Below are 12,236 nucleotides of genomic sequence, written 5' to 3'. Positions count from 1 at the left end.
GCGAACTGACCTGGCTGGCGGTGAGGGACCGAAAACGGATTCGGTCCGGGCCTTTCATTTTATGAGAATAATTCTCATCTAAACAACTTAAGGCTTACTTATGCTGGGGCCGATGTACGGATCAAATGGTCGAACGCGCCCAGCGCCGCCTTCGCGCCATCACCCGCCGCGATGATGATCTGCTTGAACGGCACCGTCGTCGCATCGCCCGCTGCGAACACGCCGGGCACGGAAGTCTGGCCACGTGCGTCCACGATGATCTCGCCGTGCTTCGACAGCTCGACCGTGCCTTTCAGCCAGTCGGTGTTGGGCACGAGGCCGATCTGGATGAACACACCCTCGAGATCGACACGCTTCGACTCGCCCGTCGCGCGGTCCTTGTAGACCAGCCCGTTGACCTTCTGGTCGCCGGTGATCTCGGTGGTCTGCGCGTTGGTGAACACGTCGACGTTTTTCAGGCTGTGCAGCTTGCGCTGCAGCACGGCATCGGCGCGCAGTTGCGTGTCGAACTCGATCAGCGTCACGTGGCCCACGATGCCGGCCAGGTCGATCGCCGCTTCGACGCCCGAGTTGCCGCCGCCGATCACGGCGACACGCTTGCCCTTGAACAACGGACCGTCGCAGTGCGGGCAATAGGCCACGCCCTTGTTCTTGAACTCGTGCTCGCCGGGCACGTTGATGTTGCGCCAGCGTGCGCCGGTCGAAATGATGACCGACTTGCTCTTGAGCGAAGCGCCGCTCTCGAGCTGCACCTCGATCAGATCGCCGCTCGGCACCAGTGCCTTGGCACGCTGCAGATTCATGATGTCGACTTCGTAGTCGCGCACGTGCTCCTCGAGCGCATGGGCGAACTTCGGTCCTTCGGTTTCCTTGATCGAGATGAAGTTCTCGATGCCCATGGTGTCGAGCACCTGGCCGCCGAAGCGTTCGGAAGCCACGCCGGTGCGGATGCCCTTGCGCGCTGCGTACACGGCGGCAGCGGCACCTGCAGGGCCACCGCCGACGATCAGCACATCGAACGGGTCCTTGGCGGCGATCTTCTTCGCTTCGCGCTCGACACCGCTGTTGTCGATCTTGGCGAGGATTTCTTCCAGGCTCATGCGGCCCTGGCCGAACTCGGTGCCGTTGAGGAACACGGTGGGCACGGCCATCACCTGGCGTTCCTTCACTTCCTCCTGGAAGGTGCCGCCCTCGATCATCGTGGCACGGATGCGCGGGTTCTGGACTGCCATGAGGTTGAGCGCCTGGACCACGTCGGGGCAGTTGTGGCAGGTGAGCGAAACGTAGATCTCGAATTCGAAATCGCCGTCGAGCGCCTTGATCTGGTCGAGCACGGCCTGCTCGACCTTCGGGGGGTAGCCGCCGATCTGCAGCAGCGCGAGGATCAGCGACGTGAATTCATGGCCCATCGGCAGGCCGGCAAAGCGCGGGCCGTGGTTTTCGCTCGGACGGTTGACCGAGAACGACGGCTTGCGGTGGTTGTCGTCGCGGCTTTCGGTCAGCTTGACCAGCGGGGACGATTCCGCCACGTCCTTCAGCAGCGACAGCACCTCGCCCGAGGCCTGGCTGTCGTCGAGCGAGGCGACGATCTCGATCGGCTGCGTGGCGCGATCGAGGTAACTCTTCAATTGGGCTTTGGTGTTGGCGTCGAGCATGAGAGACTCTCTTTCGATAACTGGAAACTATCAACTGGGGACAAAAAAGCCCGGGGCCTCGTGAGCGCCCGGGCTTGCGCTCGGGTGAAGCTTAGATCTTGCCGACGAGGTCGAACGACGGAGCGATGGTCTTGTCGCCTTCATTCCACTTGGCCGGGCAGACTTCGTTCGGGTGCGCGGCGGTGTAGACCGCTGCCTTGAGCTTGCGCAGGGTTTCCTTCACGTCGCGTGCGATTTCGTTGGAGTGCACTTCGGCGGTCTTGATGATGCCTTCGGGGTTGATCACGAAGGTGCCGCGCAGTGCCAGGCCTTCTTCGGGGATGTGCACGCCGAACGCGTTGGTCAGCGTGTGGGTCGGGTCGCCGACCAGAGGGAACTTGGCCTTGCCGACAGCGGGCGAGGTGTCGTGCCAGACCTTGTGCGAGAAGTGCGTGTCGGTGGTCACGATGTAGACCTCGGCACCCAGCTTCTGGAACTCGGGGTAGTTGTCGGCCGCGTCTTCGACTTCGGTCGGGCAGTTGAAGGTGAAGGCCGCCGGCATGAAGATCAGCACGGACCATTTGCCCTTCAGCGTCTCGTCGGACACGTCGATGAACTTGCCGTTGAGGTAAGCCTGGGTCTTGAAGGGTTGGACTTGGGTGTTGATCAGGGACATGGTGATTCCTTGTGGTGGCTGATGAAAAAGGCGAGCCATCAGTATAACTACCAATTACTTCAATTCAATAGTCATCGTCTATTAAAAGTATTGGGGCTTGCTATGTTCGCGATCACGGTCAACCGTAGATCCCACTGCGCAATACGAACGTGTATCACGATCAAACGCATGCAGACCGGCGCAGCATGGGATTGCTTGCAAGTGCTTGTCCACCGCTCTGACAATCACCGCTTTCAGAACAAGGAAAACGATCATGAAGGGCGACCCCAAGGTCATCGAACATCTGCAGGCGCAGCTCAAGAACGAGCTCACCGCGATCAACCAGTACTTTCTCCATTACCGCATGCTCAAGCACTGGGGTCTGGACAAGCTGGCGAAGAAGGAATACGAAGAGTCGATCGGCGAAATGAAGCATGCCGACAAGCTCATGGACCGCATCTTCATGCTCGACGGACTGCCGAACCTGCAGGACCTGGGCAAGCTGAACATCGGCGAAGACGTGCCCGAACTGCTGCGTTGCGACCTCGGCGCGGAAACCGGCGCGCAGGCCACCATCAAGGACGGCATTGCGCATTGCGAGTCGGTTCGCGACTACGTCTCGCGCGACCTGCTCCAGGAAATCCTGGACGACACCGAAGAGCACATCGACTTCCTCGAAACGCAGATCGACCTGATCGATCGCGTCGGCCTGCAGAACTACCTGCAGTCGCAGATGGGCGAGCTCGAGTAAATCGCGAGGTTGCCGGTCCGGCACGCAGACAGATCACGGGGCCTCGGCCCCGTTTTTTATTGCTTTACGTAACTTAACTTCGCACGAATAACAGTCATTCTCATTTGCGCGGATAAAATCCGCGCCTTCGATGACTGCCCCCCGTACCGACAATCGCCGCCGCGCCTACTGGCTCAAGACCCTGCACGAATGGCACTGGGTCAGCTCGGCGATTTGCCTGATCGGGATGATCCTGTTCAGCATCACGGGCTTCACGCTCAACCACGCGGGGCAGATCGAGGCCAGGCCGGCGGTCACCAAACGGAGCGGCTCGGTCGGCGAATCGCTTCGCGCACAGCTCGAAAAGCAGTTGCCCGATGCCAAGGCCCTGAAGGGCAAGGCCCCTCTTCCCGCCGAATTGCAGGCGTGGGTGCAGAAGCAATGGGACATCGGCACCGCCGGACGCGACGCCGAGTGGTCCGACGACGAAATCTACCTTTCGCTCCCCCGCCCCGGCGGCGACGCATGGCTGCGGCTGAACCTGGCCGATGGCGAGATCGAATACGAGCGCACCGACCGCGGCTGGCTCTCCTACTTCAATGACCTCCACAAGGGCCGCAACACCGGCGCCGCGTGGAGCTGGTTCATCGACATCTTCGCGGGCGCCGCGCTGGTCTTCTCGATCACCGGCCTGTTCATTCTCAAGATGCACGCGGGCAACCGCCCCTTCACCTGGCCGATGGTGGGCATGGGGCTGGTCGTGCCGGTGCTGCTCGCGCTGCTGTTCATTCATTGACTTGTCTCTTCATCGATCCAGGAAAAGAGGTTTCCCGTGCACGTTCGCTATTCCCTCGCGCCGCTTGCCATATCGGCGCTGTTCTCGGCCCCGGCCTTTGCGGCCGGCTTGGCCGTCAATGTCGAGATCCCGCGGCTGAACGTCTCGGAGTACCACCGACCCTACGTCGCTGCATGGATCGAGCGTGCGGACAACTCGGTGGCCGGCACGCTGGCCGTCTGGTATGACGTGCGCACCAAGACCAACAACCCTGAGGGTGAAGGCACGAAGTGGCTGAAGGACCTGCGCCAGTGGTGGCGCCGCGGCGGCCGCGAGCTCGCCGTGCCGGTCGACGGCGTGACGGGCGCGACCAAGCCCGCGGGCAAGCACCAGCTGAGCTTCACTGAAGGCACGGGCGCCATGCCCAAGCTCGCGCCGGGCGCGTACAAGCTGGTGGTGGAAGCCGCCCGCGAGGTCGGCGGCCGCGAAGTCGTGAGCATCTCCTTCCAATGGCCACCCACGACGGCGGCGCAGCCGACAGGGATCGGCAAGGAAGAACTGGGCGAGATCAAGCTCGAGCTCAAGCCCTGATCCCCATCGACCACCGCCCGCCACCTCAAGGAACTGTCATGACCCACTTCACGCTGCGCACCGCCGCCCTCGCCATCGCCCTGTCGGCCGCTTCGCTGGCCCAGGCCCATAACGCGTGGCTGCTGCCCTCGTCCACCGTGTTCTCGAAGGCCGACACCGTGAGCGTCGATGCCGCGGTATCGAACGATCTCTTCGTCGCCAACCATGCCCCGCTGCGTCTCGACGGCCTGCAGATCACCGCGCCCGACGGCAGCAGCGTCAAGCCGGAAAGCGAAGCGAAGCTCAAGCTGCGCAACGTGTTCGACGTCAGCGTTGCCCAGCAAGGCACCTACCGCATCGCCGTGATCAACTCAGGCGCCTTCGCAAGCTGGAAGGACAAGGCCACCGGCCAGACCAAGCGCGCGCGCGGCTCGGCCGAAACCATCGCCAAGGACATCCCGGCAGACGCGCAGGACGTGACGATCACCCAATCGTCCGGCCGCATCGAGACCTTCGTGACCGTCGGCAAGCCCTCCGCGCTCAAGCCGACCGGGCAGGGCCTCGAGCTGATCACCAGCGGCAGCCCGACCGACCTCGCCAAGGGCGAGAAGGCCACCTTCACGCTGCACATCGACGGCCAGCCGGCCAAGGACCTCGACGTGACCGTGACCGCCGGCAATACGCAATACCGCGACAAGCTCGAGGAACTCAAGATGAAGACCGACGACAAGGGCCAGTTCAGCGTGACCTGGCCGGCCGCCGGCATGTATTGGCTCGACGCCAGCACCAAGGACAACAAGACCTCGGTGCCGCAAGCCAAGGAACGCCGCCTGAGCTACGCCGCCACCCTCGAAGTGATGCCCTGACGCCGGAGCCACGAGGCATCTTGGGCATTTCCTTCAGCACCTGGCGCGCTGGCGGCTACGCCAACGCCGCGGTCCCGCGTCCCGCCGATCCCGCCAGGCTGCAACAGCTCGGCGGGCAGACGATGGGCACGACGTGGTCGCTGCGCTTCGACAATCCGCGCATGCTGCCGCTGCCCACGGTGCGCGCCGCGATCGACGCCGCGCTGCAACGGGTGATTGCGCAGATGAGCCACTGGGAGCCGGACTCCGACATCGGCCGGTTCAACCGGGCGGCAGCCGGGTCGCGTCATGTGCTGCCCGCCGAGTTCGCCGCAGTGATGCGGTGCGCCTTGCACTGGGCCGATGCCAGCGGCGGCGCGGTCGACCCGACCGTCGGACCGCTGGTCGCCTGCTGGGGCTTCGGCCCCGAAGCGAAGGAACACCGGCTGCCAAGCGAAGCGGCGCTGGCGGAGGCCCGCGCGCGCGCCGGGTGGCAGCGGCTGGCTTTCGATGCCGCAGAAGGCTCGCTGACGCAGCCGGGCGGCGTGACGCTCGACCTGTCGGGCATTGCCAAGGGCTTTGCCGTGGACCACGGGGTGGACGCTCTGCGCGCACTCGGCCTCGATGACCTGCTGTTCGAAGTGGGCGGCGAACTGCGCGGCATCGGCCGGCGGCCGGACGGCCAGCCCTGGCAGGTGCTCGTCGACGGCGAAGCGGACTCGAGACGCCGCGTCGCGCTCGCCGGCATGGCCGTGGCCACTTCGGGCGACCGCTGGCACCGGCACACCGACGCGGGACGCAGCTGGTCCCACACCATCGATCCGCGCACGGGCGAGCCCGCTGCGCACGCACTGGCCAGCGTCACGGTGCTGCATGCGGAATGCATGCAGGCCGATGCACTGGCCACTGTGCTGACGGTGCTCGGCCCTGACGAAGGCTTCGCCTTTGCAGAGCGGCACGACATTGCCGCGCTATTCGCGAGCCACGGGTCCAACGCAGCGTCTCCCATCGTGCGCTGCACGCCCGCCTGGTCCGCCGCGCCCCCGACATGAGCGAGTTGGCATGGCGCGCAATGGGCGCCGGTTCCACCGTGGTGGCCTACGCGGCGCTGTGCGCGTCGATCTACCTGCGCGAACGGCATCGGCACGCCGCCACGGCGCGCGATGCCGCAGCGCTCTCCCGCGGTGACGGCAACGCAGCACCCGTGCTGGTGCTGTTCGCCAGCCAGACCGGCCAGGCCGAGGCCATCGCCTGGCAGACCGCCCGGCAACTGAGCGCGTCCGGCACTCCAGCGCGCGTGATGGAACTGAATGCGCTCGACGCGCCGACGTTGTCCGCAACCGGCCGCGCACTCTTCATCGCGAGCACCTACGGCGAAGGCGATGCCCCTGACGGCGCGAGCGTGTTCGCCGAGCGGGTGATGGCGTCTGTGCCTGCATTGCCGTCGCTTCGCTATGCCGTGCTCGCGCTGGGAGACCGTCAGTACGCCCACTTCTGCGGCTTCGGACGCACGCTCGACGACTGGCTGCATGCAGCCGGCGCGACGCGCGAGTTCGAGCGCATCGACGTCGACAACAGCGACTCGGAATCGCTCGCCCGATGGCACGCGCATTGGGGCGATGCCGCCGCCACTGGCGACCAAGCCGCAGAGGCTGCATTCACGCCGTGGCGGCTCGTCGCGCGCGAACTGCTCAACCCGGGCAGTGCCGGCGCGCCGGTCTTCCACCTCGGACTGAAGCCGCAGGCGGACGCGATGCCGCAGTGGTCTTCCGGCGACCTGGTTCAGATCACTGTCGCAAGCGACCCGAACCGTCCGCGCGATTACTCGATCGCGTCACTGCCCGGCGACGGCGAGCTGCAGCTTCTCGTGCGGCAGGAACAGCACCCCGATGGCACGCTCGGCGCGGCGTCGGGCCTGCTCACGTCTACGCTCACGGTCGGCGATACCGTCGCATTGCGCCTGCGCCCGCACACCGCGTTCCGCCTGGACGGCAACGATCGGCGCCCGCTGATCCTCATCGGCAACGGCACCGGGCTGGCCGGACTGCGAGCGCACCTGCGCGCACGCGTCGCCGCCAGCCGGCACGAGAACTGGCTGGTGTTCGGCGAGCGCCAGGCCGCGCACGATTTCCTGTACCGCAGCGAAATCGAGACATGGCAGGCCAACGGCGTGCTGCAACGGCTCGACATGGTGTTCTCGCGCGACCAGGCGGAGCGTCTCTATGTGCAGCACCGGCTGCTGCAATCGGCCGACACGCTTCTGCAATGGCTGCAAGGCGGCGCGGCAATCTACGTGTGCGGGAGCTTGCAGGGCATGGCTTCCGGCGTGGATGGCGCACTGAGGCAGATCACTGGCGATGAATTCGTGCGCGACCTCATCGCCAGCGGGCGCTATCGACGCGACGTCTACTGAACTTTCTGATGCCGCAAGTTGTGCGAGCACAACAGCCAATGAGAACTATTGGCATCTTCACGTAGTCTTTTGCTTACTTTGCAATTGAGAAGCAATATCATTCACACGCTTTACACGCATGTAAGGCGACTCACCCAGCCAGTCCGCCCCGCTTCTTCTGAAAGCCGGCTGCACGGACATCAGCCAGTCGAGTTCCTGCCGCCGCCTCTTTCGGAGAAAAAAACTTCATGGCCTACATCAAGAGCCGCAAACACGCCGTCGCGCGCGCCGTTCCTCATCTTTCCGGCGCTGCTGCCGCCACCCTGATGGCCATCGCGGCGCCTTCCGCGTTCGCCCAATCCAGCAACGCGCTGCCGGAAGTGCGCGTGCAGGACTCGTCGAGCGTCGACTACAAGGCCGACACGTCCGCCAACCCCAAGTTCACCGCGCCGCTGCTGAACACACCGCAGACGATCCAGGTCATCAAGGAACAGGTCATTCGCGACCAGGGCGCGACCACGCTGACCGAGGCGCTGCGCAACACGCCCGGCGTGGGCACGTTCTTCCTCGGTGAGAACGGCAACACGAACACCGGCGACGCCGTGTTCATGCGCGGCTTCGACAGCTCCAGCGCCATCTTCGTCGACGGCATTCGCGACCTGGGCTCGGTGTCGCGCGACATCTTCAACATCGAACAGGTCGAAGTAGTGAAGGGGCCATCGGGCACCGACGTGGGCCGCACGTCGCCCACCGGCTACATCAACCTCGTGACCAAGAAGCCGAAGCTCGAAGACAGCTTCACGGGTTCGATCGGTTTCGGCAGCGCCGACTTCAAGCGCGGCAGCGTCGACTGGAACAAGTCGCTCAGCAGCGCCAACGGGATCGGGGCGGCGTTCCGCCTCAATGCGGTGGTCGAAGACGCCGGCGTGGCCGGCCGCGACTTCGTGAAGAACAAGCGCGAAGCCATCGCACCGTCGATCGCGCTCGGCCTGAACAGCCCGACCCGCCTGTACTTCGACTACCTGCACGTCAAGCAGAACAACGTTCCCGACGGCGGCGTGCCCACCATCGGCCTGCCCGGCTACACGACGCCCGACGCCACCGCGATCCGCAGTGGCCTGGCACGTCGCACCTTCCTGAATTTCGCGCCGCGCGTCGACTCGAGCAACTTCTACGGCACCAGCTCGGACTTCGACAACGTGACCGCCGACATGTTCACGGCACGCATCGAGCACGACCTGACGCCCGACATCACGCTGCGCAACACCACGCGCTATGGCAAGACCTCGCAGGACTACATGCTGACGTCGTTCATGGGCGGCGGCCTCACGGCTTCGACCAGCGGCGTGGGCCAGCTTCCGGCCGCGAACTCGGGCTTCCTGAACACCGTGATCCCGACACTGCCGGCCAGTTGGACAGTCACGCGCAACCTGCCCACCAACAAGGACCAGGAAAACACGATCTTCACCAACCAGACGAGCGTGTCGGCCAAGTTCAACACGGGCAGCATCAGCCACTCGTTCAACGGCGGCCTCGAGTTCGTTCGCGAGACGCAGCGCGCCAACAACTTCTACGCGCCGGGCTTCGCGAGCGTGGGCACCACGCTGGCCGCGATCGGTTCGTGGCCTGCAGCCAACCTGTACAACCCGAACCCGTACGTGAGCGGCTACAACCGCGTCTCCAACGGCACGGGCTCCGACGGCAGCACCGACACCATCGGCCTGTACGCCTTCGACACGCTGAAGTTCAACGAGCAGTGGCAGCTGACGGGCGGCCTGCGCTATGACCACTACTCGACCACGTACAACGCGACCGCGCTGACGCTGGCACGCACCGGCAATGGCCCGCAGACCGCCACGATCGCGCCGACCAATCTGAAGCTGTCGGACAACCTGCTCTCGGGCAAGATCGGCCTGGTCTACAAGCCGACCGAGAACAGCAGCATCTACGCCGCCTACGGCACGGCAGCCCAGCCGCCGGGCGGCGCGAACTTCCAGCTGGCCGCGAGCGGCACAGGCAACAGCGCCGGTCGCACCGACTTCCTGCCGCAGAAGGCCAAGACCTACGAGCTCGGCACCAAGTGGGACGTGCTGAACAAGCGCGTGGCACTGACGGCCGCTCTGTACCGCACCGACGTGAGCAACGACGTGGTGCAGGACACGGTGTCGCAGCAGTACTACCAGACCGGCAAGAAGCGCGTGCAGGGCGTCGAGCTGGGCGTGTCGGGCGCAATCACCGACAACTGGGGCGTCACCTCGGGCTTCACCACCATGAACACCCGCGTGCTGAGCGGGCCTTCGGTGCTGGCCGACGGCTCCACCGCCCTCGCCTACACGCCGAAGAAGGCCTTCACGCTCTGGACCACGTACCAGCTGCCGTTCGGCCTGACCATCGGCGGCGGCGCGCGCTACAACGGCAAGCTCTCGCGCGGCACCGACGGCGCCGTGGGAACGCCGGCCTTCGTCGACTCGTACTGGGTGTTCGATGCCATGGCGACCTACCGGATCAACAAGAACGTGGACATCCAGTTCAACGTGTACAACGTGTTCGACAAGGACTACGTGTCGGCCATCAACAAGAGCGGCTACCGCTACACCCCGGGCACGCCGCGCTCGTACAAGGTCACCGCGAACTTCGCGTTCTGATCGTTCCAGCCGCCGTGCCCCGCTCGCCGGGCACGCGGTGCGAAACTCGAGCCCCGGCCCTTCGCCGGGGCTTTTCTCTTTGCGGAGTCTCTGAAAAATGATGCTGCATGTGCCCGACGTTCTGAGCCCCGACCAGGTACGCGCCATGCGTACGGCGCTGGACGCGACGAACTGGATCGACGGACGGCAGACCGTCGGCGACCAGGGAGCCCAGGTGAAGCGCAATCGCCAGCTGCCGGAGCAGTCGCAGGTGGGCCGCGAACTCGGCGCCGCAGTGCTCGCCGCGCTGGCCCGCAACGCCCTCTTTTTCTCCGCGGCATTGCCGTTGCGGTTCGTGCCGCCGCTCTTCAATCGCTATGAGGGTGGCGAGCATTACGGCGTGCATGTCGACGGCGCCGTGCGGGCATTGCCCGGCAGCGCGCAGCAGTTGCGCACCGACCTGTCGTGCACGCTTTTCCTGTGCGAACCGGAGGACTACGAAGGCGGCGAGCTGGAAGTGATCGACACCTACGGCTCGCACGAAGTCAAGCTGCCGGCCGGCGACCTGATTCTTTACCCCGCGAGCAGCCTGCATCGTGTTCACCCGGTGACCAGCGGCACGCGGGTCTGCTCGTTTTTCTGGCTGCAGAGCATGGTGCGCAACGACCAGCAGCGCGGCATGCTGTTCGAACTCGACCAAAACATCCAGAAGCTGCGCTCCCGCGTGGCCGAATGCGAGGAAACGGTGGCGCTCACAGGTCACTACCACAACCTGTTACGACTCTGGTCTGAAGTCTGAGCCTGCGCTGTTTGCAGGTGCCCCGATCCATTGGACGATTCGGTAACACCATGGTTGTTGCAAATGCGATGGATTCTTATTTATAATCAGTCACTTCCAACAGCCAGCTAACTGCCGCTTTCACCGCCATGATCGTTTGCGTCTGCCGCCGAGTCTCTGACCGCGAAATCGCACGCCATGTGCGCGCCGGCATGACCTTCGACGAGGTCCAGTTCGAACTTGGTGTGGCCACACAATGTGGCCAGTGTGAAAGTTGTGCGCGCGACATCGTCGCGCAATGCAGCGCTTCTCACCCGGTCGCCGCACTGAACTGCGAATCGGGTGCAAGGGCGATCCAGCTTGCCAACTCCATCAAGGAAAGCAAGGCATGGAACTCGTCTCGGCACTCGGCGGCAGCCTGATCCTGGTGGCAGGTTCGGTCTGGTGGATTTTTCGCAAGTAACGCAAGCGACGCGCCTCGCGTCCTCGTAGCGGTTTTGCTGCAATCGGGGCACCTTTCACGGTGCCCGCATTCGAATGGTTGATCGTGTCTGACCGCTTTGCCCCTCCCCCTTCCGTCCTCGGCCTGTCCCGCAATGTCGTCATTGCGGGTGGCGTCATCCTCTTTCACGCGGCCGCCCTCTGGGCGTTGCAGAGCGGACTGTTGCGCCGCGCTGCCGAAGTGGTGATTCCGGTCGAGATCCTGAGCCAGTTCGTCGAACCGCCGAAGCCCAAGGCCGATCCGCCTCCCCGCCGCCTCCCCCACCGCAGCCCAAAGTGACGAAGGCGCCGCCGCCGCCTCGACCGCAGGCCATCCGCGAGCCCAAGCCCACGCCGGCCCCGATGGCGCCGGTCGGCACCCCGGAACCTCCGCCGCCGGCCGCGCCGCCCGCTCCGCCCGCACCGCCGGCCCCTCCAGCACCACCGCCGGCGCCGCCAGCACCGCCTGCGGTGTCGCTGCCGTCAAGCAACGCCGACTATCTGCAGAATCCGAAGCCGGTCTACCCCGCCATGAGCAAGCGCCTTGGCGAGCAGGGCAAGGTCGTCGTGCGGGTGCTCGTCGGCGTCGACGGGCTGCCGAAGAGCGCAGAGGTCAAGCGATCCAGCGGCTTCGATCGGCTCGACGAAGCCGCCGTGGAATACATCATGAAATGCCGGTTCGTGCCCGGCAAGGTCAACGGCGTGGTCCAAGCCATGTCCTACGACGCCCCCGTCAACTACGTCCTGAACTAA

At 64.9% G+C, this 12,236-nt stretch carries 11 protein-coding genes and 1 pseudogene; 10 read left to right on the top strand and 2 right to left on the bottom strand.

Annotation, left to right across the window (positions count from 1 at the left end):
• Nucleotides 1-98 precede the first annotated feature (98 nt).
• Nucleotides 99-1,655, bottom strand: coding sequence for an alkyl hydroperoxide reductase subunit F (ahpF, locus tag AACL56_RS12295; RefSeq protein ID WP_339090100.1), 1,557 nt, complete (start codon nt 1,653-1,655; stop codon nt 99-101).
• A gap of 91 nt (nt 1,656-1,746) precedes the next feature.
• The gene (gene ahpC, locus AACL56_RS12290; protein WP_007830764.1) at nt 1,747-2,310 is read right to left on the bottom strand and encodes an alkyl hydroperoxide reductase subunit C; all 564 of its coding nucleotides are present in this window, start codon (nt 2,308-2,310) and stop codon (nt 1,747-1,749) included.
• Between the two features lie 253 nt (nt 2,311-2,563).
• On the opposite strand from ahpC, the gene bfr reads away from it, so the two are divergent.
• The 10 genes and pseudogenes from bfr to AACL56_RS12240 all read left to right on the top strand — a co-directional run bounded on the left by bfr (nt 2,564) and on the right by AACL56_RS12240 (nt 12,236).
• Complete coding sequence (gene bfr / locus AACL56_RS12285; RefSeq protein WP_056583098.1) at nt 2,564-3,040, top strand: bacterioferritin; 477 nt, start codon at nt 2,564-2,566, stop codon at nt 3,038-3,040.
• Between the two features lie 130 nt (nt 3,041-3,170).
• On the top strand, nt 3,171-3,815 hold the full coding sequence (locus AACL56_RS12280) for a PepSY-associated TM helix domain-containing protein (RefSeq protein ID WP_339090099.1): 645 nt from the start codon (nt 3,171-3,173) through the stop codon (nt 3,813-3,815).
• 36 nt (nt 3,816-3,851) lie between these two features.
• Nucleotides 3,852-4,385: a DUF2271 domain-containing protein gene (locus AACL56_RS12275; protein ID WP_339090098.1), complete on the top strand. Its 534-nt coding sequence runs from the start codon at nt 3,852-3,854 to the stop codon at nt 4,383-4,385.
• 38 nt (nt 4,386-4,423) lie between these two features.
• The gene (locus AACL56_RS12270; RefSeq protein WP_339090097.1) at nt 4,424-5,230 is read left to right on the top strand and encodes a DUF4198 domain-containing protein; all 807 of its coding nucleotides are present in this window, start codon (nt 4,424-4,426) and stop codon (nt 5,228-5,230) included.
• A 20-nt stretch (nt 5,231-5,250) separates the two neighbouring features.
• On the top strand, nt 5,251-6,261 hold the full coding sequence (locus AACL56_RS12265; RefSeq protein ID WP_339090096.1) for an FAD:protein FMN transferase: 1,011 nt from the start codon (nt 5,251-5,253) through the stop codon (nt 6,259-6,261).
• The gene (locus AACL56_RS12260; RefSeq protein WP_339090095.1) at nt 6,258-7,622 is read left to right on the top strand and encodes a sulfite reductase subunit alpha; all 1,365 of its coding nucleotides are present in this window, start codon (nt 6,258-6,260) and stop codon (nt 7,620-7,622) included. Before AACL56_RS12265 ends, AACL56_RS12260 begins: the two co-directional genes overlap by 4 nt.
• 227 nt (nt 7,623-7,849) lie before the next feature.
• A complete protein-coding gene (locus AACL56_RS12255) occupies nt 7,850-10,246 on the top strand; it encodes a catecholate siderophore receptor Fiu (RefSeq protein ID WP_339090094.1) in 2,397 nt (798 codons plus the stop codon).
• Nucleotides 10,247-10,343: 97 nt separating this feature from the next.
• Nucleotides 10,344-11,024: a Fe2+-dependent dioxygenase gene (locus AACL56_RS12250; protein WP_339090093.1), complete on the top strand. Its 681-nt coding sequence runs from the start codon at nt 10,344-10,346 to the stop codon at nt 11,022-11,024.
• Nucleotides 11,025-11,152: 128 nt separating this feature from the next.
• On the top strand, nt 11,153-11,425 hold the full coding sequence (locus tag AACL56_RS12245) for a (2Fe-2S)-binding protein (RefSeq protein ID WP_339090092.1): 273 nt from the start codon (nt 11,153-11,155) through the stop codon (nt 11,423-11,425).
• Nucleotides 11,426-11,544: 119 nt separating this feature from the next.
• A pseudogene (locus tag AACL56_RS12240) lies at nt 11,545-12,236 on the top strand (energy transducer TonB).

It is taken from the genome of Variovorax paradoxus, assembly GCF_902712855.1.
In the GTDB taxonomy this organism is placed as follows: domain Bacteria; phylum Pseudomonadota; class Gammaproteobacteria; order Burkholderiales; family Burkholderiaceae_C; genus Variovorax; species Variovorax paradoxus_Q.
The sequence above is the reverse complement of the archived record's forward strand: the minus strand, read 5'-3'. Positions and strand labels throughout refer to the sequence as shown.